General features: G+C 74.8%; 23 protein-coding genes and 1 pseudogene. 10 read left to right on the top strand and 14 right to left on the bottom strand.

The genetic code is table 11. From position 1 onward, the window contains the following. Positions 1-3 precede the first annotated feature (3 nt). Entirely contained in the window at positions 4-579 is a 576-nt protein-coding gene (locus tag BUB17_RS19950) for a tripartite tricarboxylate transporter TctB family protein (RefSeq protein WP_141243114.1), read from the bottom strand. After that, on the bottom strand, positions 579-1574 hold the full coding sequence (locus BUB17_RS19945) for a Bug family tripartite tricarboxylate transporter substrate binding protein (protein WP_072920433.1): 996 nt from the start codon (positions 1572-1574) through the stop codon (positions 579-581). The genes BUB17_RS19950 and BUB17_RS19945 overlap by 1 nt, the downstream gene beginning before the upstream one ends. 148 nt (positions 1575-1722) lie before the next feature. On the opposite strand from BUB17_RS19945, the gene BUB17_RS19940 reads away from it, so the two are divergent. Beyond that, positions 1723-2139 (top strand): universal stress protein, encoded by a 417-nt coding sequence (locus BUB17_RS19940; RefSeq protein WP_072920432.1) that lies wholly within the window; start codon positions 1723-1725, stop codon positions 2137-2139. A gap of 613 nt (positions 2140-2752) precedes the next feature. On the opposite strand, the gene BUB17_RS27010 is transcribed toward BUB17_RS19940, so the two are convergent. Both BUB17_RS27010 and BUB17_RS19935 read right to left on the bottom strand, forming a co-directional pair. Then, a complete protein-coding gene (locus tag BUB17_RS27010) occupies positions 2753-2911 on the bottom strand; it encodes a hypothetical protein (protein ID WP_175561431.1) in 159 nt (52 codons plus the stop codon). A gap of 82 nt (positions 2912-2993) precedes the next feature. Then, positions 2994-3311: an STAS domain-containing protein gene (locus BUB17_RS19935; protein WP_072920450.1), complete on the bottom strand. Its 318-nt coding sequence runs from the start codon at positions 3309-3311 to the stop codon at positions 2994-2996. 201 nt (positions 3312-3512) lie between these two features. On the opposite strand from BUB17_RS19935, the gene BUB17_RS27005 reads away from it, so the two are divergent. Then, positions 3513-3683 (top strand): hypothetical protein, encoded by a 171-nt coding sequence (locus tag BUB17_RS27005; RefSeq protein ID WP_175561430.1) that lies wholly within the window; start codon positions 3513-3515, stop codon positions 3681-3683. On the opposite strand, the gene BUB17_RS19930 is transcribed toward BUB17_RS27005, so the two are convergent. Both BUB17_RS19930 and BUB17_RS19925 read right to left on the bottom strand, forming a co-directional pair. Continuing rightward, a complete protein-coding gene (locus BUB17_RS19930) occupies positions 3628-4749 on the bottom strand; it encodes an NAD(P)/FAD-dependent oxidoreductase (protein WP_072920431.1) in 1122 nt (373 codons plus the stop codon). The genes BUB17_RS27005 and BUB17_RS19930 overlap by 56 nt on opposite strands. 85 nt (positions 4750-4834) lie before the next feature. Beyond that, positions 4835-5416 carry an LOG family protein gene (locus BUB17_RS19925; RefSeq protein ID WP_072920430.1) on the bottom strand — a complete coding sequence of 194 codons (582 nt, stop codon included), beginning with the start codon at positions 5414-5416 and terminating at the stop codon, positions 4835-4837. A 54-nt stretch (positions 5417-5470) separates the two neighbouring features. Between BUB17_RS19925 and BUB17_RS19920 the strand changes: the two genes are divergently transcribed. After that, positions 5471-5938 (top strand): NUDIX domain-containing protein, encoded by a 468-nt coding sequence (locus BUB17_RS19920; RefSeq protein ID WP_072920429.1) that lies wholly within the window; start codon positions 5471-5473, stop codon positions 5936-5938. A 124-nt stretch (positions 5939-6062) separates the two neighbouring features. Here BUB17_RS19920 and BUB17_RS19915 read toward each other — a convergent pair whose 3' ends face one another. Beyond that, complete coding sequence (locus BUB17_RS19915) at positions 6063-6869, bottom strand: endonuclease/exonuclease/phosphatase family protein (protein WP_244277391.1); 807 nt, start codon at positions 6867-6869, stop codon at positions 6063-6065. A 232-nt stretch (positions 6870-7101) separates the two neighbouring features. Between BUB17_RS19915 and BUB17_RS19910 the strand changes: the two genes are divergently transcribed. The 3 genes from BUB17_RS19910 to BUB17_RS19900 all read left to right on the top strand — a co-directional run bounded on the left by BUB17_RS19910 (position 7102) and on the right by BUB17_RS19900 (position 9160). Further along, positions 7102-8019: a 1,4-dihydroxy-2-naphthoyl-CoA synthase gene (locus BUB17_RS19910; protein WP_072920428.1), complete on the top strand. Its 918-nt coding sequence runs from the start codon at positions 7102-7104 to the stop codon at positions 8017-8019. 56 nt (positions 8020-8075) lie between these two features. Then, the gene (locus BUB17_RS19905) at positions 8076-8408 is read left to right on the top strand and encodes a hypothetical protein (protein WP_072920427.1); all 333 of its coding nucleotides are present in this window, start codon (positions 8076-8078) and stop codon (positions 8406-8408) included. 158 nt (positions 8409-8566) lie between these two features. Next, positions 8567-9160 (top strand): TetR-like C-terminal domain-containing protein, encoded by a 594-nt coding sequence (locus tag BUB17_RS19900; RefSeq protein ID WP_072920426.1) that lies wholly within the window; start codon positions 8567-8569, stop codon positions 9158-9160. Position 9161: 1 nt separating this feature from the next. Here BUB17_RS19900 and BUB17_RS19895 read toward each other — a convergent pair whose 3' ends face one another. Further along, positions 9162-9854 (bottom strand): TetR/AcrR family transcriptional regulator, encoded by a 693-nt coding sequence (locus BUB17_RS19895; protein WP_141243112.1) that lies wholly within the window; start codon positions 9852-9854, stop codon positions 9162-9164. Positions 9855-10151: 297 nt separating this feature from the next. Here BUB17_RS19895 and BUB17_RS19890 point away from each other — a divergent pair, with 297 nt between their 5' ends. After that, complete coding sequence (locus BUB17_RS19890) at positions 10152-11123, top strand: Gfo/Idh/MocA family protein (protein WP_072920424.1); 972 nt, start codon at positions 10152-10154, stop codon at positions 11121-11123. Between the two features lie 32 nt (positions 11124-11155). Here BUB17_RS19890 and BUB17_RS19885 read toward each other — a convergent pair whose 3' ends face one another. The 6 genes from BUB17_RS19885 to BUB17_RS19860 all read right to left on the bottom strand — a co-directional run bounded on the left by BUB17_RS19885 (position 11156) and on the right by BUB17_RS19860 (position 18162). Then, complete coding sequence (locus tag BUB17_RS19885) at positions 11156-12343, bottom strand: glycosyltransferase (protein WP_072920423.1); 1188 nt, start codon at positions 12341-12343, stop codon at positions 11156-11158. Beyond that, positions 12340-13302, bottom strand: a complete 963-nt coding sequence (locus BUB17_RS19880) for a glucosyl-3-phosphoglycerate synthase (RefSeq protein ID WP_072920422.1) — start codon at positions 13300-13302, stop codon at positions 12340-12342. The genes BUB17_RS19885 and BUB17_RS19880 overlap by 4 nt, the downstream gene beginning before the upstream one ends. Before the next feature lie 232 nt (positions 13303-13534). Further along, positions 13535-14506, bottom strand: a complete 972-nt coding sequence (locus tag BUB17_RS19875; RefSeq protein ID WP_072920421.1) for a glucosyl-3-phosphoglycerate synthase — start codon at positions 14504-14506, stop codon at positions 13535-13537. 52 nt (positions 14507-14558) lie between these two features. Continuing rightward, complete coding sequence (locus BUB17_RS19870) at positions 14559-16739, bottom strand: phage holin family protein (protein WP_072920420.1); 2181 nt, start codon at positions 16737-16739, stop codon at positions 14559-14561. After that, on the bottom strand, positions 16736-17371 hold the full coding sequence (locus BUB17_RS19865; RefSeq protein WP_072920419.1) for a DedA family protein: 636 nt from the start codon (positions 17369-17371) through the stop codon (positions 16736-16738). Before BUB17_RS19865 ends, BUB17_RS19870 begins: the two co-directional genes overlap by 4 nt. After that, positions 17368-18162, bottom strand: coding sequence for an MBL fold metallo-hydrolase (locus tag BUB17_RS19860; protein ID WP_072920418.1), 795 nt, complete (start codon positions 18160-18162; stop codon positions 17368-17370). Before BUB17_RS19860 ends, BUB17_RS19865 begins: the two co-directional genes overlap by 4 nt. A 309-nt stretch (positions 18163-18471) precedes the next feature. On the opposite strand from BUB17_RS19860, the gene BUB17_RS19855 reads away from it, so the two are divergent. From BUB17_RS19855 to BUB17_RS19840, 3 genes and pseudogenes are all read left to right on the top strand, one after another. Further along, positions 18472-19341, top strand: coding sequence for a type IV toxin-antitoxin system AbiEi family antitoxin (locus BUB17_RS19855; RefSeq protein WP_072920417.1), 870 nt, complete (start codon positions 18472-18474; stop codon positions 19339-19341). Positions 19342-19648: 307 nt separating this feature from the next. Beyond that, positions 19649-22939 (top strand): annotated as a pseudogene (gene fdh / locus BUB17_RS19845) (formate dehydrogenase). A 121-nt stretch (positions 22940-23060) separates the two neighbouring features. Beyond that, positions 23061-24034: 4Fe-4S dicluster domain-containing protein (locus tag BUB17_RS19840; RefSeq protein ID WP_244277390.1), on the top strand; the 974-nt coding region annotated here is incomplete at its 3' end.

Here is a 24034-nt window from a genome sequence, read left to right as displayed (position 1 = left end):
TCCTCAGAACCCCCCGACGAAGCCGGCGGGCAGGGAGATGCCGAGCAGCCCGCTGAACACGATCTGGATGACCGACGCCAGCGCGAGCCCCGCCAGCAGGCAGGTGACGAACTTCCGGTTGCCGAGCGCGATCGCGACCGCGGTGAACAGCAGCGTCGCCGACAGGATCCAGCCCAGCCACGGCAGCACCGCGATGAACACGACGACTCCGCCGATCGCGGTCCCGACGGCCGGTGCGTTGACGGTGTCGGGCCCGGCCTCGTACGAGCCGTCCGAGGAGTCGGTCGCGGCTCTCGACCCAGCCCCGAACGCGGGGTCGTACTCGGGTCGCGGCCGCAGGATGTCCACGGCGAGGAAGACCGCCACGACGAAGCAGATCGCCGCGACCGCCCACGGCATCACGGTGGGGCCGAACAGCCCGCCTTCCCCGACGACGTCCATCGTCGCCGTGCCGACCACCAGGAAGATGCCGAGCACCACGAGGACCGCCGGGACGACCAAGGCCCCCTTCGACAGGTGCGCGGGCCGCGGGCGCGGCCGTCCGGTGGTCGCGGCCCTGTCGCTCGGCACTTCGCTCATCACAGCCCCAGCTCCTCGAGGAGTGCGTCGATCCGGCCCTGCTCCTCGACGAGGAACTCCTCGAAGTCCTCGCCGTAGATCTCGCTGCGCACCCACCGATTGCGCTCGACCGCCTCGGACCAGGACTCGGTGGCGACCATCTCGCGCACGATCTGCTCCAGCTCGGTCCGCTGCGCGTCGGTGATCCCCTGTGGGGCGACCAGGCCGCGCCAGTTGACCAGATCGACTTCCGGCAGGCCGAGCTCGGTCATCGTAGGCGCGTCGATCCCGGCCAGGCGCTCCGGTGCCACGACGGCGAGCACCCGCAGCTGACCGCTGTCGACGAGGTCGGCGAAGTCGTTGTAGCCGCTGATCCCGACCCCGACGGTGCCGGCCGCGGTGGACAGCAGGCTCAGCGTGAGCTCACCGCCGCCGGCATGCGCCGTGTACTGCACGGTCTCGACCGGAACTCCAGCGGCCTGCGCCATCTGGGCGGCCACCATGTGGTCGATGCCACCGGCCGACCCGCCGCCGATCGGCACCGCGGCCGGGTTCGCAGCCCAGGCCTGCACGAAGTCGTCGAAGGTGCGGAACGGCGACTCCGCAGGCACCGCGATGACCTCGAAGTCCTCGGCCAGCCGGGCGATCGGAGTGGTGTCCTGCATGCTGATCGCACTGCCGGACTGGCTGATCCCGCCGAGCATCACCGTGCCGGTCACCATCATCGTGGTGCCCTGGCCGGTCAGGCCGGCCAGCTGGTTCAGCCCGATGGTCCCAGCAGCCCCGGGGATGTTGACCACCTGGACGGTGTTGACGATGTTGCCGGTGCGCATCGCCTGCTGGCCCTCGCGGGCGACCAGGTCCCAACCACCGCCGGCCGCGGCCGGGGCGATCAGCGTGAGACTGGCACGTGCGGCCTGACCCTCCCCTGACCGGGCGGCATCGGTGAAGGCCGTGACCGCGAGCGCGGCGACGAGCAGGATTCCCAGCGTTGCGACGACCCGCCTCCGTGGCATGCCCGGTAACGCTATCGCCCGCCGCAGGAGAACCCAATGCCCGCGTTCGAGAACTCAAGAACCGTTGTGAACGCAATGAACGTCGCCCATTCCGCCACTCGCGAGGGCTTAGGGTTTGCGCCATCCGCACGCGCCTGACGGGAGCGACATGACGATCTGTGTGGCGTACGGCCCGACACCGGAGGGCGCTGCCGCGCTCGCTCTGGCGGTGCGTGAGGCACGGTTGCGCGGGGCCCCGCTGGTGGCACTCGCGACCGACAGGCAGGAGTGGTTCGAGCACGACCACGCGACCGACGACCAGGCGCTGCGCGAGGAGATCGAACGGCAACTCGCGGAACTGCGGGCGGCGGGCGACCCGGAGATGGAGGTGCGCGTCGTCGACGACGGCGGCGACGCTGCGGAGGCGATCATCGACCTGGCCATCGGGGCGGACGCAGAGCTGCTCGTCCTCGGTCTGAAGCGGCGCAGCCCGGTCGGCAAGCTGCTCACCGGCAGCATCGCGCAGCGGATCATCCTTGACTCACCGATGCCGGTGCTGGTCACCCACGCGGCCCGGTCGTCGTAGCCGGACCGCGCTGCAACTCGCACGACCTGAGCGACTGAAGCCAGGCTGCGGGTCGGGGCACCACCTGTCGGCGGGCATCGAGGTCGTGCTCCGACCGTGCCGGATGAACGGGTCGAGTCCGGTGGTCAGCTGTCGACAGAGGTCGGCGTCCCTGAGGCGTCGAGAGAGGTGCGCACGCCGTCCTGAATCGGGCACACGGACAGGTGAGCTGGCCAGTACATGGAGCGGGTGAGGGGAATCGAACCTTAATGGCCAGTTGGGCCCCGAACAATTCGGAGAGCGCACCGTCCAGCGGGGCAATCCCGACCAGCATGGCCTCCGGAGCTGCCACTCCCAGCCGCGCGTCCCTCGGGCGGGGGTCCTCGCTTCCCAGGACGGGTGCTCATGGGCGACGCGACCTGGGTCCACAGCAGGGTCGCAGTGCACCCAGCAGCGGCCATGACCGGTCCCCGTCAGCTGGATCGTCCTCGGCCTGCCGCTCGCGGCCGTGCCGGGTGCTGCATACGGTCATGCGACCTGGAGCGCATGTCCCGACGGCCTCGAGCAGTTGTGGGAACAGCTGGGCGTTCACAGCTCGTCATGGGTTCGAATCCCACGCCCTCCGCCTCAGCGATCAGCTGCGGATGAGCAGCTCCCCACCGTCCACGCGGAAGTCACGGTGCAGCTCGCCCAGCACCGCCAGGCGCTCGACGTCGGCGGTGCCCCCGCCGCGGAGGTCGAGCACCACGCGGGCGTGGCCGGCACCGCGGAGCTGGTCGGCCGTGCCCCACACCAGGTCCGCGCCGCTGGAGGTCGGTGGCCGCGCACCGTGATCAGCCCCGTCCGCCGGTCGACGACCTCGCTCAGCACCCCGGTCATGCGACCGCCCGCCCGGGTTCGGCGACCAGGACCCGCCACAGGCCGGTGCGGCGCAGCAGCCCCTCCGTGCGGGGGTCGGCGCCGCGCAGCACCACCGCGCCACCGCGGGCCCGGCAGATGCGGTGCGCCGACACCAGGACCGCGACGACGGCGTCCGGCAGGTGCTGGACCTGGGAGAGGTCGACCACGAGGGAGCGGGCGCCGGCGTGCAGCGTGCCGAGCAGCGTCCAGCGGACGTCGGCCAGCCCGCCGGCCAGCAGGTCGTCGGTGAGGTGGATGGTCACCTCGTGCGCCCGAGCCGGTGCGGGGGGCATCGTCACAACCGTCCTCCTTCTGATCACTGCCCGCTATCCTGCGCGCACGGTCTGACAGTTCCGTGGGCCCGACGTGGGAGTTCGCCGAAGGGCCGTGCACCGCCGAGACCGCGGCCCGGCGCGCCGGGCCGCTGGTCGAGACGGTGCGGGCCTCACCCCTGGCCGCGCGCGGACCGCGGCGCGCTGCCGCTGTCGATCAGCGTGGGGGTCGCCCACGCGCCGCTGCACGCCGCCTCCGTGCAGGAGCTCTACGCCGCCGTCGACGCGGCGCTCTACCAGGCCGAGCGGGCCGGCCGCGACCGCGTCGAGGTCGCCGTCAGCCCCGTGCTCCGGCCAGCCGGCGGGCTGCCGCGGCAACGGTCCGCCCCGTGAGCCGCCCCTCGGCCAGGCCGAGGGCCACCACGTCGTCGAAGACCCGCTGATCGGCGCCGGCCGCGCGCACGGCGGCGTCCATCAGCCGCGGCCAGCGGGAGAGCTCGGAGGCGACCCGGGTGGCGCGCAGGTGCGCGCCGAGCCGCCGCCGAAGCGCCTCCCGGTACCGGGCGCCCGCGCCGGCACCCGCGGACCACGCCGCACCCGCCAGTGCACCGGAGAGGACGGCGTAGAAGATGCCCTCCCCGGTCAGCGGGTTGACCAGCGACGCGGCGTCGCCGGCCAGCAGCACCCGGCCGTCGGGCAGCCGCGGCCGGCCGGTGGACAGCGGCAGCCGGTGCGCGCGCAGCCCCTCGGGCGCCACGCCCGGCAGCAGCCGGTGCAGCCCGTCGACCAGCGCCGTCCGGGTCGCGCCGCCGGACACCAGCTCGCCGTAGCCGACGTTGGCCCGCCCGTTCCCGAGCGGGAAGGACCAGGCGTAGGCCGGCCAGCGCTGCTCGGTGGTCACCAGCACCTGGGTGACGTCCTGGCCGGGCAGCGCGGGGGCGTAGCCGCGGATCGCCACGGCCAGCCGGTCCGGGCGGTTGGTCGACAGCCCGAGGGCCCGGCGGACGACGGACTCCGCGCCGTCCGCCCCGACGAGCACGCCCGCCCGCACGGTGCCGTCGACGGTGACGCCGTCCGCGTCGGCCACCAGGGTGCGGACGGTGGACCGGCGGAACTCCGCCCCGGCCCCCCGTGCCGCCGCCAGCAGCCGGGCGTCGAACACCTCCCGGGGGACGACGGACGACGGCCGGTGCGTGTCGCGCTCGACGACCGCCCCGCCCGGCGCGCGCAGCGCGAGCCGGGGGACCGGCGGGTACCCGGAGGTCGCCGCGGCCCGGTCGACGCCGAGGCCGGCCAGGACGTCGAGCGCCTCCGGAGCCACGCCGTCGCCGCACACCTTGTCGCGGGGGAAGTCGGCCCGGTCGAGCACCAGCACCGAGGCGCCGCTGCGCCGGGCGGCCAGCGCCGTGGCGGAGCCGGCCGGGCCGCCCCCGACCACGACGACGTCCCAGCGCTCCACCCGCCCGACGCTACGGCCCCCCGCAGGGCCGGCCCCGTCCGGAGGCTCGCCCCGAGCTTGCGAGGGGTGACAGGGACGGGGCCCTTCAACGAGTGGCGGGGGGCAGGGGGTCCCGCCACTTCCGCACCGGGTGCTCGTACCGCTCGACGAACGCCAGCAGCTCCGCGGGCTCGGAGACCACGCCCAGCGCGTCGAGCCGGCGGGCATCGAGGTAGCCGTCGTCCACCATGCGGCGCAGCTGGCCCAGCAGCGGCTGCCAGAACCCGTCGACGTCCACCAGGACGGCGGGCTTGGCGTGCAGGCCGAGCATCCCCCAGGTCCAGGCCTCGAACAGCTCCTCGAGGGTGCCGGCCGCGCCGGGCAGGGCGACGAAGGCGTCGGCGAGCTCGGCCATCCGCGCCTTGCGCTCGTGCATGGAGGTGACCACCTCCAGCCGCGGCAGCCCGGGGTGCGCCAGTTCGTCGTCCACCAGGTGCTGGGGGATGACCCCGATGACCTCGCCGCCGGCAGCCAGGGCGGCGTCGGCCACGACACCCATCAGCCCGGCGCGCCCACCGCCGTAGACGATCCCCACCCCCGTGGACGCGAGCCCGGCGGCGAACTGCGCCACGGCGGACCGGTGGGACGGCGGTCCGCTCTGGGACCCGGTGAAGACGGCGACGCGCACGCCGCCGAGCCTGTCACGGCGGCGCCGGCACCCCGGACGGGGTTCACTGGGGGCGTGTTCTCTTCGACCGACGGCTGGGTGACCTGCGCGCTCGGCCACCGGCACTGGGGCCGGGTCGGCGCGGCCGGGCTGCTGGTGCACCGTTCCGGCGCCGACGGGCCGGAGCTGCTGCTGCAGCACCGGGCGGTCTGGTCGCACCACGGCGGCACGTGGGGGACGCCGGGCGGCGCGCTGCACGCCGGGGAGTCCCCGGAGCACGGCGCCCTCCGGGAGGTGCAGGAGGAGCTGGGCCTGCTGCCCCAGGACCTGCAGCTCGGTCCCGCCTCGGTGGACGACCACGGCGGCTGGTCCTACACGACCGTGCTGGCCCGGCCGGTGCGCAGCATCGAGCCCGGCGACCTGCGGCTGGACGGCGAGAGCGACGGCGTGGCCTGGGTGGCGCTCGGTGACCTGGTGTCGCTACCGCTGCACCCGGGCTTCGAGGCGTCGCTGTACCGCCTGCACGACCTGCTCGCCGCCTGAAGAAGGACCCCGTCCCTCTCATCCCTCGCAAGCTCGGGGCGAGCCTCCGGACGGGGCCTGCGGGACCCGGCAAGGGGGCGTCAGGGCTCGGGGCGGTGCCCTGGGCGGGGCCATCGCGCCGCTCTCAGGCCGGGGTCACCGTCACCGTGAGCGCGCGGTGGTCGCCGACCGGGAGCGTCGAGGCCTCGGCGTCCCGGCCGCGAAGCCCGGTTCCCACGGCCAGCAGGTGGTCCAGCTGCACCCGCGGGCCGGACGCCGGGAAGCTCGGCTCGCGCACCAGCGGAGTGGCCCGGAGCAGCCGGCCGGGCAGCGCGCCGGGCAGGTTCAGGTCGCCGGCCAGCACCACCGGGCCGGGCATCCCGGCGATCCACCGCCGCAGCCGCAGCAGCTGGCGGACGGCGGTGTGCGGCGCGAACGACAGGTGCGTGGCGACGACGGTCAGCGACTCCAGCCGAGCGGCGACGGCGGCCCGCGGCTCGTCGGGGAACCACCACCACCGGACCCGACCGGTGCGCGGGTCGGGGCCCTGCACCGGCAGCCGCGCCCGGCCCGCGCCCAGGTCGAGCACCGACCACTCGAGCACCGGCAGCCGGCTGAGCAGCGCGATGCCGTAGAGCGGGCCGTCGGCCGGGGTGTGCGGGCCGCGCAGCACCGGACCGGCCGGGGACCAGCTGCGGAACGGGTCCGGGGTGCCGGCCACCGTGGCCGCGGCCCGCCAGTCCGCGGCACCGAGCCCGGCCGCCAGGGCGGCGGCCTGGTCGACGCGCTGGGAGCGGGGCTGCCCGGCGTCGACCTCCTGCACGGCGAGCACGTCGACGTCCAGGCCGGCGACCGCCTTCTCCAGCTGCGCGGCGTCGAGGACCGGACCGCCCGGACTGCGGCCCGAGGCCACGTTGACGGTGCCGACTCGCACGGCGGGCCCCTCGGACACCCCGGCGACGCTACCCGCGGCGGGGGCGCGGACGGCGCCGTTCCTCCCGAGGTGCCGCTGCGTGCGGGGTACCTGCCCTGTGCACGCCCCGTCCTCGACGCCGAGGGAGCCGGCCGGTGTCCTCCCGCACCCGCTGCGGCGTCGTCGTGCCCGTGGGGGACCAGCAGGTCGCCGTCGCGCCGGGCGGCGGGCTCCTGCCGTGACCGTTCCGGGACGGCGCTAGGTTCGGCCCATGACCGCCCGCGACGACGTCTCCGAGATCTTCGACAGCGCGGCGTGGCAGCCGGTCGAGGGCTTCGACTTCACCGACATCACCTACCACCGCGCCGTCGACGCCGGCGTCGTGCGGATCGCGTTCGACCGGCCCGAGGTGCGCAACGCCTTCCGCCCGCAGACCGTCGACGAGCTGATCACCGCCCTGGAGCACGCCCGGCTGTCGACCGATGTCGGCTGCGTGCTCCTCACCGGCAACGGGCCCAGCCCCGGGGACGGGGGCTGGGCGTTCTGCTCCGGCGGCGACCAGCGGGTGCGCGGGAAGTACGGGTACGAGCACGCCGAGGGGCAGGCGGCAGGGGGTGGTGCGGGCGGGGGAGGACTCGGCCGGCTGCACGTCCTGGAGGCGCAGCGGCTGATCCGCTTCATGCCCAAGGTCGTCGTCTGCGTCGTCCCGGGCTGGGCGGCCGGTGGGGGCCACAGCCTGCACGTCGTCTCGGATCTCACGCTGGCCAGCGCCGAGCACGCCCGCTTCAAGCAGACCGACGCCGACGTCGGCAGCTTCGACGGCGGCTTCGGCTCGGCCTACCTCGCCCGGCAGGTCGGCCAGAAGTTCGCCCGCGAGGTGTTCTTCCTGGGCGAGGAGTACTCCGCCGAGGACGCGCACCGCATGGGCATGGTGAACCGCGTCGTCCCGCACGCCGAGCTCGAGCGGACGGCGCTGGACTGGGGACGGCGGATCGTAGCCAAGAGCCCGACCGCTCAGCGGATGCTCAAGTACTCGTTCAACCTGATCGACGACGGGCTGGTGGGCCAACAGCTGTTCGCCGGTGAGACGACGCGGCTGGCCTACATGGCCGAGGAGGCCGTGGAGGGCCGCGACGCGTTCCTGGAGAAGCGGGATCCGGACTTCAGCCGGTTTCCCTGGCACGTGTGACACGGCACGTCCGGGGGGACTCCCGGCCCGGAGGATCCGAGCGGAGGAGGTCAGGCGTGATCGTCGAGGTGGTGGGCGGTGCCGACGAGCTGCCCGAGGTGCGGGTCGTGGACGTGGACGACCTGACCACGCTGCACCTGGCGCTGGGGGCGGTGACCGACGAGGAGGCCGACCAGGCCCTGCGCGAGGCCGGTCTGGGCCGGGTGCAGGACGCGGACACCGGCGTCCTGGACCTGGCCGCGCTCCGTGCGGCGGCCGAGCCGCAGGCCGGGAGCGACGACTGGGCGCAGCGCTGGGACGGCTTGGTCGGCGAGGCGAGGGACACGGGACGGTTGGTCGACGACGGCGCCGGCCTGCAGGTCCGGGTGGAGAGCGCCGCCGGCGCCTGATCTGCAGGCGGCCGTCAGCCGATCCGGCCTGTTCCGGAACGTGGAATCCCGGAAAATCGCGAAACCGCCGGTGTCGTCATTGTGGCGACTCCACGAGCACGTCACCATGGCCCCGTGACCCGCATCGACCCCGTGACCCGCATCGCATCGGTCTCGGCATGAGCGGAACGCCGGGCCGCCCACTCAGCGCCGAACTGTCCGAGCAACTGCTCACCGTCGCCGTCGACATCCTGGCCGACGAGGGATGGGGCAAGCTCAACAGCGATCGCGTCGCCGCCCGCGCCCGCGCCGGGAAGGCCGGCATCTACCGGCGCTGGCCGACGATGGCGGCGATGGCTCGGTCGGCGGTGGGCCGGTTCACCCTGGTGCGGGTCCCGCCGGACCAGGGCTCGCTGCGCGACGACCTCGCCGCGCTGGTGGACCGCTGGCGCCGGCCGCTGGACCGGGAGGAACGGGCGGCCGCCAGCCTGGTCGGTGCGGCACGGCACGAGGAGGACCTCCGTGCCGGCCTGGACGCCGCGCTGGTGCAGCCCCTGGCCGAGGCGATCCGGGCCATCGGCGCCCGGGCCGCCGAGCGGGGGCAGCAGGTCCCCGAGGCGCGCCTGGCGATGCTCTGCTCGGTCATCGAGGCCTTCTGGTGGCAGCGCTACACGTCCGACCGCGGAGCCATGAGCCGCGGAGAGGTGCAGCGCGTGCTCGACGAGGTGCTGCTGCCCGTCGTCCTGCCCGACCGGGAGCGCGTCACGGTCTGACTCAGCCGGTGCGCCGCAGCCTGCCACTGGTCGGCGGGGGCAGCGTCGAGCCGAGCCCGCTGAAGACCTGGGCGGCGACCGAGCAGGCGAGGGCGACGCCCTCCTCCGGGTCGGCCGGCAGCGCACCGGCCGGTCCGGCTAGCAGTTGCCGGTGCTGCACGATCAGCGTCCGGACGGCGGCCAGCCAGACCGCGGCGGTCACCGACGCCGCGGTGCGGACGTCGGTCGGCACCGCGGGCGCGCCCCCCTCGGCCGTCCACGTCTCGAACAGCGCGTCGGCCAGGCGGGCCGTCGCCTCGTGCTGCAGTTCCCGCTCGCGGGCGCGCAGCGCGGGGGAGGCCTCCAGCGTCGCGTCGAACACCCGGCCCTCGGGTGTGGCGAGCTCCCGGGCGTGCACGGCGACCCGCTCGATGAGGTAGGCGTGCAGGGCCTCGAGGGGAGCGGTGCCCGGGGCGCGGGAGCGCACGGAGTCGGCGGCGCCGTCGACCCAGGGGGTGTGCCCGTCGAAGAAGAGGTCCTCCTTCGTCGGGAAGTGGTTGAAGACGGTCTGGACGGCGACGTCCGCAGCCGCGGCGATGTCGGCGATCGTGACCGCCTCGAAGCCGCGCTCGGCGAAGAGGGCCTGCGCGGTCTCGCGGATGAGTGCCCGGGTCTGCGCCTTCTTCCTCGCGCGCCGGTCCATTACCTCACTCACGGTAGAAGGTTAGCTCCACTCGGTAAGCACGGGCCGTGTGCCCCGTGTCACCCGCCCATTGTGCGCCCGTACCGCCCGGCCAGCACGGCCCGACCCCGTGTCCTGACCATCTCCTGACCGCACGGTTCGACCAGGACGGACGCGCTGACCGGGCCGGGTCGCCCCTGAGGGGGGTCGGCGGGTCGGCGTGTTGGCGCCGCCGCGGTGCCCACCGTCGGGGTGCGCGGCACCGCCGGGGCAGGCACCCCGCTCCGACCTGCGAGGTTGCGTCGTCCGCGGGCGGGGCAGGACCCCGGCATGGCCGAACCCCGCACCGGCAGCCGCGTCCGGATCGGACTCGTCGGCGCCGGGGGGGTCGGCGCCCGCCACGCGCGGACGCTGGCCGGCTTCGCCGACGTGGAGGTCGTCGGCGTCACCGACGTCGTCCCCGGTGCCGCGGACGCGCTCGCCGGGGAGCTCGGGCTGCCGGTCGTCGCGGACGTCGACCGGCTGCTCGCCCGGCCGCTGGACGGCGTCTGGCTGTGCGTGCCGCCCTTCGCCCACGGCGAGCTGGAACTGGCCGCCGTCCGTGCGGGGGTCCCCTTCTTCGTCGAGAAACCGCTGGCCACCGGCGTCGAGGTCGCCGAGGAGGTGGCGCGCGCGGTGGCCGGGGCCGGGTTGCCGACCGCGACCGGCTACCACTGGCGGCACCTGGACACCGTGGCCGTCGCGCGCGCCGTCTGCGCCGCGCACCGGCCCCGCCTGGTCGACGCCACCTGGTTGGACACGGTGCCGCCGCCGGCCTGGTGGTCACGGCGGGAGCGCTCCGGCGGCCAGGTGGTCGAGCAGCTGACCCACGTGCTCGACCTGGCCCGGCTGCTGGCCGGCGAGGTGGCCGAGGTGCGCGCCACCGCTGCGCTGTCCACCGCGGAGGGTCGCGACGTCGACGACGCCACCGCCGCGCTGCTGTCCTTCGAGTCCGGCGCCGTGGGCACGGTGACCGCGGCCTGCTCGCTGCCGGGCAAGCTGGCGGCCGGCCTGGCCGTGGTGTGCGACGGCGCGGCGGTGGAGCTCACCGAGACCTCGCTGACCGTCACCACCGCCGACGGGGCGGACCGCAGCGAGCCGCGGGTCGACGGGCGCACCGCGGTCGACCGGGCGTTCGTCGACGTGCTGGCCGGCGGGGTGCCGGCCTCCGGGCTGGTCGACTACGCCGAGGCACTGCGCACCCACCGGGTCGCGGTCGCGATCGCCGAGTCCGCCCGCACCGGGGACGCCGTCCGGCCCTGACGGTCGGCCATCCCCGCGGGGATGGCCGACCGTCAGCCGACGGGCAGCCGGCCGCGGGACCGGCTGCGGGCCCCGGCGCGGGCCACCGCCGCGGCGTAGAGCCGCTCGTAGCCGTCGGCCATCACCGCAGGGGCGAACCGGCGGCGGGCCTCGGCGGCGCAGGCCTGCGGGTCGATTTCGTCCAGCCGGCCCAGCGCCGCGGTGAAGCCGGCCTCGTCGCCGGCCAGGAAGCCGGTGCGGCCGTCGTCCACCAGGGAGGGCAGGCAGCCGCGGGCCATGGCGACCACCGGCGTCCCGGCGGCCAGGGCCTCGCAGACGGCGGTGCCGCCGGGCTCCTCCCAGCGGATGGGGAACAGCGCCGCGCGGCAGGTGCGCAGCAGCTCGTCCTTCGCCGCACCCCCGACGCTGCCGATCCAGCGGGCGGTGACGCCGTCGAGGTGCGGCTCGACGTGCTCCAGGAACCAGGCGACGTCGGGGTGCGAGCGGGCCGGGTGACCGGGGGTGGCGAGAGCTGCCTCCAGTGCCTCCCGGTCGGCCAGGCCGCCCACCGGGCCGGCGAGCACCAGCGGCAGCCCGGCGGCGCGGCAGGTCCGCAGCGCCGTGTCGATGCCCTTGGCCTCGCACAGCCGGGCGAGCACCAGCACCGCGTCGGACCGGTCCCCCCGCGGCACCGGGGGGAGGCCGTCGACCGGCACCGACAGCGGGACGACGCCGACGACCTGCTCGCGCAGCCGCGCCGGCGCCAGCGCCACCTGGGTGTCGGAGACCCCGGCGAACCACACCCGGCCGCCGCCGTCGAAGGACGCCCAGAAGTCGGCGTTGCGGCCGGTGTCCCAGTGCAGCGTGGCGAGCGTCGGCGGCGCGGCGTCCCCCAGGCCGGCCAGCAGCGCCGGGCCCACCACCTCGACGTGGCTGTGCACGAGGTCGAACGGCTCGCCGGCCAGCGCGTGCTCGGCCAGGGTGGCCAGCACCACCTGCTCGTGCGCGTGCGCGGTGCCGACCACCTGCGGATAGGGCCCGCCCAGCTGCTCGAAGCGGCCGGTGGGGAAGGCGCTGACCAGGCCGTCGACCGGCAGCGTCGAGTTCCCGACCGAGGCGAGGACGACGGTGTGCCCGCGGGCGCGCAGCTCCGTGGTCAGCGTGGCGACGACGTTCTCCAGGCCGCCGTAGCCCGGGGGCGGGACCGGCAGCCACGGCCCGGCGTCCATCAGGACCTTCACGCCCGCCTCCCCGGACGGTGCTCGGCGGCGCGGACCGTCCGCATCGGCGGCCGCTCCACCACGCCGACGTCCCAGCTGACGCCCTCGAGGCCGTCGGCGGTGCGCAGGAACTGCAGCAGCTCGCGCTCCGGCCGGTCGGTGCCGGGCCGGCGGGCCAGCGCGGTCTGCAGGATCTGCCCGGCCATCCGGCCGAGCGCGGCATCGGCCTGGTGGGTGTGCTGCCGGGTGCCGAGGTCGACCTGGGCCAGCGCGTCGAGGCCGGCCAGCGCCACCAGGTCGACCAGCAGGCCCAGCTCGACGCCGTAGCCGGAGACGAACGGCACCTGCTCGAGCAGCTCGCGGCGGCCGGCGTACTCCCCCGACAGCGGCTGCACGAACCCGGCGAGCTCCGGCCAGAAGGCGTTGAGCAGCGGCCGGGCGACCAGCTCGGTGACCCGGCCGCCGCCGGAGGGGACGATGCCGTCGGTGGTGGTCAACGGCCGGTCGTAGAGGGCCTTGACGTAGCCGACGGTCGGGTCGGTGAGCAGCGGGCCGAGCAGGCCGACGACGAACCGCGGGTCGAAGGCGACGAGGTCGGCGTCGATGAACACCAGCAGGTCGCCGCTGGTGGCGTGCAGCGACTTCCACAGCGCCTCGCCCTTGCCCGGCCGGCTGCCGTGCCGGGGGAGCACGGTGTCGACGGTGACGACGCGGGCGCCGGCCGCCGCGGCCACCTCCGCCGTCCGGTCGCTGGAGCCGCTGTCGACGACGACCACCTCGTCGACCAGCGGGCAGCGCTCGACCAGTTCCTCGCGGATCGTCGCCACGATGCTGCCGACGGTGCGTTCCTCGTCGAGGGCCGGCAGCACCACGCTGACCGTGGCGCCGCGGGTGCCCTTGGCGGAGACGAGGTCGGCCGCCTGCCAGGTGTCGGCGGGGAAGGTGCGGTGCTGGAGCCAGCGTCGGACGTCGGGTCGCACAGGTCTCCCCAAGGCCGGGTGCCGACGTCGGCGCCGGCACGGAGGTCCCCGTCGGGCGACAGGATGCAGGAGAAACGGCAGTTCCGGGCCACTGTCCGCGTCCCCGTCCCCGGCCTGCGGGTCTGCTGCGTGCCCGTGGCCGCGGGGGGTGCGAGTACCCCTGCGGGTGCTCAGCCCCTGCTCCCGTGGGCGAGCAGGGGCCGAGATCCGAGCCGTGGGGGTTGCCGCGGCCTCAGCTGACGACGTCGCTCAGCAGCGCCCGGTACTCGGCCACCGTCGCCATCGGCGGCCGCTCGTCGACGGCCACCGCCGTGCTGTGCGGCACGAACCCGGCGCCGTCGTGCCGGAACTGGGTGAGCAGCCCGCCGGCCCGTCCACGCCCGGCCCGGGCGAGCACCGTCGACACGACCTGCCCCGCCATCCGGCCCAGCGCCTCCTGGTCCTGCGAGGTGTGCCGGCGGACGCCGAGGTCGACCTGCGCGAGCCCGGCCAGCCCGACGAGGTGCAGCAGGTCGACCAGCAGCCCGACCTCCACGCCGTAGCCGGACGCGAACGGCACCCGTTCCAGCGCGGACCGCCGTCCGGCGTACTCGCCGCCCAGCGGCTGCACGAACCCGGCGAGCTCCGGCCACAGCGCGTTGAGCAGCGGCCGCGCGGTGAGCTCGGTGACCCGCCCGCCGCCGGCCGGTACCGACGAACCGTCCACCTCCAGCGGTCGGGTGTAGCAGCCCTTGACGTAGTCGACCTGCGGGTCGGTGAGCAGCGGCGCGAGCAGCCCGGGCACGAAGTGCCGGACGTCGCCGAGCAGGTCGGCGTCGAGGAAGACGACCAGGTCGCCGGTCGTCGCGGCCAGCGACTTCCACAGCGCCTCGCCCTTGCCGGGGCGGCTGCCGTGCCGGGGGAGCACATCGGCGGTGACCACGACGTCGGCCCCCGCGGCCCGGGCCACCGCGGCGGTCGCGTCGGTGGAGTCCGAGTCGACGACGACCAGCTCGTCGACCAGCGGCGTCCGCCGCACCCAGTGCTCGTGCAGGTCGCCGACCAGCCGGCCGACCGTCGCCTCCTCGTCGCGGGCGGGGAGGGCGACGCTCACCCGGTGCTGCCCGCGCCGCTTGGCGCGCAGCAGGGTGTCGAGGTCGAGCGCGTCCAGCGAGGGGGCCGAGGTGGTGCGGAGCTCGAACCAGGCGCGCGCGTCGGGTCGCATCCCCCCACTCTCGGTGGGGTGATCACCCGCGCGCCACGGGGCGCGACGGAGTTCACCGAGTCGTCACCACGTGTCCGACAGCCGGTTCCACCGGGACGTCGGAGGAGCGCCGTGCCGTCGCGCTGAGTGCACCGACCGCGGCGCCGTCCCCCGTCGGCTCGGGGTGGCCCAGGTCGGTGAGCCAGCCGCGGAGGACCCGGTGCAGATGCTCGGCGCCGACCACCTCGCCGGGCGGCCGGAACGAGCGCGGGTGCAGCAGGAAGGCGTGCTGCTGCGGTCCACCGAGCCCGCCGTGGGAGCCGACGTGCGGCTCGAAGGCCGAGGCCTCGTCGGTGGCCGGGTCGTAGCGGCTGTTGACCACCACGTCCGGGCAGTGCGGGAACGTCGAGGCGCGGGCCACCAGCCGGGCGGCGTGCGGGCCGTAGGGGAGCAGCGGGTCCTCGCCGAGGACCGTCCCCGCCGCCAGCCGGTGCAGCCCGTCGCGGCCGAGCGCCACCGGCCCGTGCTCCTCGGAGTGCACGAGCAGGAAGCCGACGCCGTCGTGGTCGACCAGGCCGGGCAGCAGCGCCGGCCAGTGCCGCTCGATCTCCTCCAGCGACACCCGGCCGGGGATGTCGGCGAAGGAGATCAACGCCGTGTGGCCGGAGACGGCGACGACCACGCCCGGGGCGACCCGCGGCACCCGGCCCTCCCGGTCGGCAGGCAGCTCGTGAGCGTGCGGCACCCCCTCGGCGCGTTCCACCCGCTCGCGCAGCCGGCGGGCGATCGGCCCGCCGCCCTCGGCGAGGGCCGCTCCGACCTGCCAGCCCTCGGTGAGCCGCCGGCTGTCCCGTGGGCCGGTGAGGTGCCGGTCCGGCAGGTCGCCGGGCCCGCCGCAGAGCCGGCCGACCAGCTGCTCGACGGTCTCCCCGAAGCGGGTGGCGAAGGACTCGCCCTGGGTCTGCCCGTGGTCGGAGAGGCACACCAGGTGGTACTCCCGGGGCGCGAGCTGGGCGGCGCGGTGCAGCCGGCCGATCTGCTGGTCGATGCTGTGCAGCACGGCCAGGCTGTCGGCCCGCTCGAGCCCGCCGTGGTGCGCGGCCTCGTCGTAGCCGAGGAAGTCGGCGTAGGCGACCGGCCGGCCGGCGAGCATGTCCTCGAGCAGCGCGAAGACGACGACGTCCCGGGAGATCACCGTCGTCGCCGGGCGGGCCAGCGGGTAGAGGCCGCCGCGCGACACCCGCGGCCGGACGTCGTCGCGGCGTTCCCGGGCCGCCGCGACCAGCTCGCGGTAGACGTCGACGAGGGAGACCGCGATGGTGCGCACCGCGTTTCCCGGGTCGGCGAAGTAGGCGTAGTAGCCGGCGCCGGCCCGGTCCCGGCGCTGTCGGGCCCGGCGGCTGGCGGCCGGGACGACGTGCGCGAGCGAGCTCATCGTGAGGCTGACGTGCGTGGCGTCGCCGGTGAACAGGTTGCCGCGGCTGGCCCCGCCGCCGGCCAGCAGCCCGCGGCCGTCGGAGTGCGCCCGCTCGATCTCGGCGGCGTCGGTGGGCGAGGAGACCCGGACGATCCGGTCGCGGCCCTTGTCGTACCAGCGGAAGCCCGGGATGTCGGCGTTGGAGCCGTGCAGGATGCCGCAGACCGAGGCGCCGGTCTGCGAGCTCCAGTCGGTGTGCCAGGAGGTCAGCACGTGGCTGCCCGAGCGCAGCCAGGCAGCCAGGTTGGGCATCGACCCGTCGCGGACCGCGCGTCGGGCGGTGTCGTGGGACAGCGCGTCGATCTGCAGGAACAGCACGCCGGGCGGGCACGGCGCGGCGTCCGCCGTCCCCCGGGCCCGGCGACGGGCGCGGCGGAAGAACAGCTCGTCCTCGTCGAGGGCCAGCACGCTGCTGACCAGCCCGGAGACGCCGGCCATGGCGACCGCGACGACGACGGCGGTGCGCAGGTCGGCGAGGACGAAGCCGGGCACGAGGAAGGACAGGCCGAGCACCGCGGCGCCCAGCAGCAGGAAGCTGCCCAGGCCCAGGGTGAAGAAGGCCAGCGGCAGCGCGACCCGCATGACCAGCGGCCACACCACCCCGGTCAGCAGTCCGAGCAGCAGCGCGATCAGCGGCGGCTGCCACCATGAGGTCATCGAGAAGGCGCCGAGCCAGCGGTCGAGGACGACGAGCGCGGCGGTGCTGGCCGCCCAGGTGAGCAGGATGCGCGCCGGCGTCCGGCCCCGCTGGAGGACCCGCCCGGAGGGAGCGGTCATGCCGGCCCGCAGGTCGAGGGGTCGGGCTCGGGCTCCGGGTCGGGGGTGCGCCGGCGGTGCGAGCCGACCACGTTGAGCACCGCCCCCACGAGCAGCACCAGCACGGTGGCCAGCAGGACGGCGACCAGCGGGGAGTCGAAGATGCCGCCGCTGACCACGCCGAGGGCGGCGTAGGCGACCGCCCAGAGGAAGGCGGCGAGCAGGGACGCCGGCAGCAGCCGCCGCCACGGGTAGGCCAGCGCGCCGGCTGCCAGCAGCACCGGGATGCGCCCCGCGGGCAGCAACCGGCCGACGACGACGATCTGCCAGCCGTGCCGGCGGAACTGCTCGCGGGCCTCCTCGATCCGGTCGGCGTGCTGGCCGCGGGCGACCCAGCGGACCGCGGCGGGCCCGCCGAACCGGCAGATCGCGAAGGTGATCAGGTCGCCGGCCCAGGCGCCGAGCGTGGCCACCAGCACGACCAGCGCGAGGTCGAGGCCGTGGGCGGTGACGGCGAACGCGGCGCCGGCGCCGACGACCGCTCCGGTGGGCACGACGGGCACGACCGAGCCGAGCAGCACGCCGCTGAAGAGGACCGGGTAGCCGATCGACGAGCCGTCGGTCCAGCCCGCGGCGAGCAGGCCGGCGCTCACGACGTCGTCCCGACGGTCAGCGGCACCGGCTGCCCCGGCTCGGCGACCACCACGGCGGTGTCCAGGCCGCGGGCGGCGACGGCGGCGGCGAAGTCCCGCGGCGGGTCGGTCAGCAGCCGGCGCATCCGCGGCAGGTGCGCCGCGCCGCGCAGCGCGAGCGTGCCCCAGTGCACGGGGACGGCGACCCGCGGCCGCAGCCGCGCCACCGCCTCGGCCGCGCCCGCCGGGTCGAGGTGGCCGGGGCCGAGCGTCAGGCCCCACCCCCACACCGGCAGCAGCGCGACGTCGACCCCCCGCTCGCCCAGCAGGTCCATCGCGTCGGTCAGGTCGGTGTCACCCGCGGCGTAGACGGTGCGCCCGCCGCCCTCGACCAGGTGGCCGACCGCGGGGGTGTCCGGACCGTGGGTCAGCCGCGGGCCCCAGCGGTGCCCGGCGTGCTCGGCCGGGACGGCGGTGACCCGCAGCGCGCCGTGGGTGATGCTCTCGCCGGGCAGCACCTCGGTGACGTGGCGGAGACCCCACGCGCGCAGCCACCCGCCGGCACCGCGGGGGACGACGACCCGCACGTCCGGGCCCAGCCGCCGCAGCGAGGGCAGGTGCAGGTGGTCGCCGTGCAGGTGGCTGAGGAGCACCAGGTCGACGCCGGCGTAGGTCTCCGGTGCGGGCACCGGCACCACGCGGCGCAGCGGCCCGACGCGGCCGGTGAGCAGCGGATCGGTCAGCACGACGTGCCCGGCGAGCTCGACACGCACCGTCGAGTGGCCGAGGAAGTGCAGGTGCGGTCCGCCCACGCGCCCAGTATCGACCGCGGGTCCGACGATCCGGCACCGGTTCGACCCCTACGGGGAGCCCCTGACGTGAGGCGCCGCCCGGGCCGCCCAGGGGCCACCTCGCTCTCCTCTCCCTCTCCTCTCGAGTTGATCATGGGGTTGTTGCAGGGGACACGCGGCGACGCGCCGGCCGAGCGTGCGACAACCCCATGATCACCGCGGAGGGCAGTGGGCGGGGAGCCCGCACGCCGACGTCCACAGCGCAGGGCGGCGTCCACAGATCACCGTCGGCGGCGCTGCCCGGACGAACGAGGCTCCACGGTCGGCCGCATGACGGACATCGACCTCGGCACCGCCTACACCTGGGACGACGCCCGGTCCCGGGGCGCGACCCGCGGGCAGATCACCCAGGACGGCGTCCGCATCGGGCGCGGGCTGTACCTCTCCTCCGCCGTCGAGCCGGACCTCACCACCCGCTGCGGCGCCTGGCGGCTGGTCCTCCCGGGCGACGTCGCCTTCGGTCTGGGGACGGCGGCCCGGCTGTACGGGGCGCCGGTGCCGGAGCCGCCCACCGTGCACGTCGTCGTCCCCTCTCGGCGGCAGCTGCCCAGGCGCGCGGGGCTCACCGTCCACGAGCGGCTGCTGGCGGAGGAGGACGTCGGAGCGGCCGGTGGGCTGCCGCTGACGTCCGGCGCGCAGACGTTCCTCGACCTCGCCGCCCGGCTCCCGGCCGCGGAACTGGTGGCGGTCGGTGACGCGCTCGTGCGCTCCGGGGAGATGGACGCCGACTCGCTGGCGCGGCGCCTACGGCGTGCCGACCGCGTGCGGGGCGTCGTCCGGGCACGCGACTGCGCCCGACGGCTCGACGGCAGGGCGGCGTCCCGGCCGGAGAGCCTGGTCCGCTACTGGCTGGTGACCAGCGACCTGCCCGACCCGCAGGTGCAGGTGCCGGTGCACGACCGGTGGGGCCGCGAGGTCGCCCACGCCGACCTCGGCTACCCGGAGTGGAAGGTGGCGCTGGAGTACGAGGGGCGCCAGCACGCCGACCCCGACCAGTTCGGGCGGGACGTCGACCGGTACTCGCTGATGGCCGCCGACGGCTGGCTGGTCCTCCGCTTCGCCGGGCGGCACCTCGGCGGCCCCGTCGTGGTGGTCGAGCGCACGCGGCGGGCCCTGGTCAGCCGCGGCTGGCGCCCCTGACGCGGAGGCGTCACCGGTCGATCGCCTCGACGGCGAACCCTGCCCCCGAGTTGATCATGGGGTTGTTGCAGGGGACACGGGACGACGCGCCGGTCGAGCGTGCGACAACCCCATGATCAACAGTAAGGAGGGGCGGCCGGGCGAGACCGGCCGGCCGGGCGAGGAGGGGCGAGAGGCCGGGCGCGGCCGGGCGAGCGGAGGGATGGCTGAAGGGCAGGCCGGACGGCGGAACCGCAACGGCCGGTTGTCGCAGGAGCGGGCGGGTCTCGCAGCGCCGAGTGGGCGCAGGAGTGGCAGAGTTGCCGGCGTGAAGACCTGGCTCGACGCGTGGCCGGTGTTCCGGCAGCTGACCGGTGCCGATCCCCTCGGACGCGGCCTGGCCGCGCGCAGCAAGGCGACGGAGAACGTGGTGAGCCGCACGGCCACCGCCGACCGCGTCGTGCAGAGCGTGTGCCCGTACTGCGCGGTGGGGTGCGGCCAGCGGATCTACGTCAAGGACGAGCAGATCGTCCAGATCGAGGGCGACCCGGACTCGCCGATCAGCCGCGGCCGGCTGTGCCCCAAGGGCAGCGCCAGCAAGCAGCTGGTCACCAGCCCGACCCGCGTGACGACGGTGAAGTACCGCCGTCCGTTCGGGACGGAGTGGGAGGACCTCGAGCTCGACACGGCGATGCACATGATCGCCGACCGGGTGATCGAGGCCCGCCGCAAGGGTTGGCAGGACGAGAACGACGGCAAGCGCGTCAACCGCACCATGGGGATAGCGAGCCTCGGAGGGGCGACCCTCGACAACGAGGAGAACTACCTCATGAAGAAGCTCTACAGCGCCATGGGCGCGATCCAGATCGAGAACCAGGCGCGCATATAGCACTCCGCCACGGTGCCCGGTCTGGGTGCCTCGTTCGGTCGTGGCGGTGCCACGAACTTCCAGGAAGACCTCGCGAACTCCGACTGCATCGTCATCGAGGGTTCGAACATGGCCGAGTGCCACCCGGTGGGTTTCCAGTGGGTGAGCGAGGCCAAGGCGCGCGGGGCCAAGGTCGTGCACATCGACCCGCGGTTCACCCGCACCAGCGCGATCGCCGACCTGCACGTCCCGCTGCGGATCGGCACCGACATCGCGTTCCTCGGCGGCCTGATCAAGTACGTGCTCGACAACGAGCTGTACTTCAAGGAGTACGTCGTCGCCTACACCAACGCCTCGGCGCTGGTGAGTGCGGACTTCGTCGACTCCGAGGACCTCGACGGGCTGTTCTCCGGCTTCGACCCGGAGAACAACCAGTACGACGAGGCCAGCTGGCAGTACGAACCGGAGGAGCCGCCGCACTCCGGCTCGGACGACCCGGCCGGGGCCGCCGAGCAGGACCGCAGGGAGCAGGACCCCGAGGTCAAGAAGACCGACCACGCGCAGGCGGCCGGCAGCGGCGGCCCGCCGATCGCGGCCAAGCCGAAGCGCGACGAGACCCTGCAGCACCCGCGCTCGGTGTTCCAGGTCCTCAAGCGGCACTTCGACCGCTACACCCCGGAGATGGTGGCCGAGGTCTGCGGCATCGAGCCGGAGGTGTTCCTTCAGGTCGCGCGGTGGATCACCGAGAACAGCGGCCGCGAGCGGACGACGGCCTGGGTGTACTCGGTGGGCTGGACGCAGCACAGCGTCGGCGCGCAGTACATCCGCACCTGCTCGATCTTGCAGACGCTGCTGGGCAACATCGGCCGCCCTGGCGGCGGCATCCTGGCGCTGCGCGGGCACGCGAGCATCCAGGGCTCGACCGACGTCCCGACGCTGTACAACCTGCTGCCGGGCTACCTGCCCATGCCGCACGCCCTGCAGCACGGCGACCTCGACGAGTACTGCGCCGACGCGGCCGGCAAGGCCGGGTTCTGGGGCAACAAGCGCGCTTACATGACCAGCCTGCTCAAGGCCTGGTGGGGGGACGCCGCGACGCCGGAGAACGACTTCGCGTTCGACTACCTCCCGAAGATCGACGGCGACCACAGCTCCTACCGGACGATCGCCGACATGATCCAGGGCAAGGTGTCCGGCTACTTCCTGGTCGGCGAGAACCCGACGGTCGGGCACCCCAACGGGCGCATGAACCGGTTCGGCCTGGCCAACCTGGACTGGCTGGTCGTCCGCGACCTGCAGATGATCGAGTCGGCGACCTTCTGGAAGGAGTCCCCGGAGATCGAGACCGGGGAGCTGGCCCCCGAGACGATCGGCACCGAGGTCTTCTTCGTGCCCGCGGCGTCGCACGCGGAGAAGGAGGGGACGTTCACCCAGACCCAGCGGCTGCTGCAGTGGCGGCACAAGGCGGTCGACCCGCCGGGCGACGCCAAGAGCGACCTGTGGTTCTACTTCCACCTCGGTCGCATCCTGCGGGAGCGGCTGGCCGGCTCCACCGACCCGCGGGACCGCCCGCTGCTCGACCTCACCTGGGACTACCCGACCCACGGGCCCGACCGGGAGCCGAGTGCGGACGCCGTGCTGCGGGAGATCAACGGCACCGGCCCGGACGGCCGTGCGGTGTCGGGCTACCTGGAGCTCAAGGACGACGGCTCGACGTCGTGCGGCTGCTGGATCTACTCCGGCGTCTACGCCGACGAGGTCAACCAGTCCGCCCGCCGCAGGCCCGGCCGCGAGCAGGGGACGGTGGCCGCCGAGTGGGGTTGGGCCTGGCCGTACAACCGGCGGATCCTCTACAACCGCGCCTCGGCCGACCCCGACGGCAAGCCGTGGAGCGAGCGCAAGGCCTACGTCTGGTGGGACGAGGAGGCCGGTCGCTGGACGGGTCTGGACACCCCGGACTTCGAGGCGACCAAGCGGCCGGACTACGTGCCGCCGGAGGGTGCCAGGGCGCAGGACGCGATCGCCGGGACCGACCCGTTCGTCATGCAGGGCGACGGCAAGGCGTGGCTGTTCGCGCCCGCCGGGCTGGTCGACGGCCCGCTGCCGACGCACTACGAGCCGGCCGAGTCCGTCGTCGAGAACGCCCTGTACAAGCAGCAGGCGAACCCGACGCTGGAGCGCATCGAGGGGCCGTGGAACCGGGAGAACCCGCCGCTGTCCGACGTCTTCCCGTTCCAGGTGACCACCTACCGGCTGACCGAGCACCACACCGCCGGCGGGATGAGCCGCACGCTGCCCTACCTGTCGGAGCTGCAGCCGGAGTTCTTCGTCGAGGTCAGCCCGGAGCTGGCCGAGCTGCGCGGCCTGACCAACGGCGAGTACGCCACGCTGGTCAGCTCGCGGACGGCCATCGAGGCGAAGGTGCTGGTCACCGAGCGGATCCGGCCGATCAAGCTCGGGGACGGCCAGGTCGTGCACCAGATCGGGATGCCCTACCACTGGTCCTACAGCGGCATCTCGACCGGCGACGGGGCCAACGACCTGCTGGGGATCGTGCTGGACCCGAACACGCACATCCAGGAGGACAAGGTCAGCACCGCCGACATCCGGCCGGGGCGGCGTCCGCGCGGGCCCGAGCTCATCGAGTTCGTGGAGGGCTACCGGCAGCGCGCCGGCGTGCCGTCCGGGCGGGTCGGGGTCAACGGCCGCGACCCGGTGACGGCCGAGGCCGGCGAGGGATCGAAGCTGTGAGCGCCGGTGCTGTGGCCACGATCAGGTTCCCTGATCGTGGCGTGTCCTCCCTCGCGGTGGACCGTGGGGGAGGACGCGCCACGGTGAGGGAGGACGGCGGAATGGACGAGAGGAGGCCGGCATGACCTCGATCAGTTCGGCGAGCCCGGCCTTCACCGGGCGGGACCCGGAGAACCGGCTGTACGGGCCGCTGCCCGACGTCCAGGGCGAGGCCGGGTACGACGGCGACCACCCGGCGCGGGTCGGGTTCTTCACCGACACCTCGGTGTGCATCGGCTGCAAGGCCTGCGAGGTGGCCTGCAAGGAGTGGAACTTCCTGCCGATGGACGACGCGCACGGCGTGCGCGACGTCATGGGGCTGTCCGGGATGTCCTACGACAACACCGGGCAGCTGGGGGCCAACTCCTGGCGGCACGTGGCGTTCATCGAGCAGACCCGCACCGTGGACCTGCCGATGCCGACGTTCGGCCGGCCCGGGGACGACCGCAGCGACAGCGGCCGCTCGGTCGCCGACGGCCCGAACGACGAGAGCCTGGCGACGGCGCAGCAGTCCAGCGTGCTCAACGCCGAGGCGCTGAGCGAGTTCGATCCGCAGACCGGGCAGTCGGGCACGGACAAGCAGATCCGCTGGCTGATGAGCTCCGACGTGTGCAAGCACTGCACGCACGCCGGGTGCCTCGACGTCTGCCCGACCGGCGCGCTGTTCCGCACCGAGTTCGGCACGGTGGTCGTCCAGGGCGACATCTGCAACGGCTGCGGCTACTGCGTGCCGTCCTGCCCGTACGGCGTCATCGAGCAGCGCAAGGGCGACGGCCGGGTCTTCAAGTGCACGATGTGCTACGACCGGCTGACCGACGGCCTGCAGCCCGCGTGCGCGACCGCCTGCCCGACGCAGTCGATCCAGTTCGGCAACCTCGACGAGCTGCAGGCCCGCGCCGACGCGCGGCTGGCCACGCTGAAGTCGCAGGGCGTCGAGACCGCGCGGCTCTACGGGCGGGACGAGTGGTCGGTCAGCGCCATGTACTCGTGGCCCAGCCCGATCGCCGCCTCCGCCATCTCGCGGATCGGGCTGCCGCCGTCGGACCAGTCCGAGTG

Origin of the sequence: Geodermatophilus obscurus (assembly GCF_900143215.1) — a bacterium.
Lineage (GTDB): Bacteria > Actinomycetota > Actinomycetes > Mycobacteriales > Geodermatophilaceae > Geodermatophilus > Geodermatophilus obscurus_A.
The sequence above is the reverse complement of the archived record's forward strand: the minus strand, read 5'-3'. Positions and strand labels throughout refer to the sequence as shown.

What these genes read in the sequence shown, in the direction of transcription:
- BUB17_RS19875 (WP_072920421.1), bottom strand. Translation starts at nt 14,506, where the DNA reads ATGCGACCCGACGCGCGCGCCTGGTTCGAGCTCCGCACCACCTCGGCC.
- BUB17_RS19940 (WP_072920432.1), top strand. Translation starts at nt 1,723, where the DNA reads ATGACGATCTGTGTGGCGTACGGCCCGACACCGGAGGGCGCTGCCGCG.
- BUB17_RS19890 (WP_072920424.1), top strand. Translation starts at nt 10,152, where the DNA reads ATGGCCGAACCCCGCACCGGCAGCCGCGTCCGGATCGGACTCGTCGGC.
- BUB17_RS19870 (WP_072920420.1), bottom strand. Translation starts at nt 16,739, where the DNA reads ATGACCGCTCCCTCCGGGCGGGTCCTCCAGCGGGGCCGGACGCCGGCG.
- BUB17_RS19910 (WP_072920428.1), top strand. Translation starts at nt 7,102, where the DNA reads ATGACCGCCCGCGACGACGTCTCCGAGATCTTCGACAGCGCGGCGTGG.
- BUB17_RS19935 (WP_072920450.1), bottom strand. Translation starts at nt 3,311, where the DNA reads ATGCCCCCCGCACCGGCTCGGGCGCACGAGGTGACCATCCACCTCACC.
- BUB17_RS19855 (WP_072920417.1), top strand. Translation starts at nt 18,472, where the DNA reads ATGACGGACATCGACCTCGGCACCGCCTACACCTGGGACGACGCCCGG.
- BUB17_RS19900 (WP_072920426.1), top strand. Translation starts at nt 8,567, where the DNA reads ATGAGCGGAACGCCGGGCCGCCCACTCAGCGCCGAACTGTCCGAGCAA.
- BUB17_RS19945 (WP_072920433.1), bottom strand. Translation starts at nt 1,574, where the DNA reads ATGCCACGGAGGCGGGTCGTCGCAACGCTGGGAATCCTGCTCGTCGCC.
- BUB17_RS19950 (WP_141243114.1), bottom strand. Translation starts at nt 579, where the DNA reads ATGAGCGAAGTGCCGAGCGACAGGGCCGCGACCACCGGACGGCCGCGC.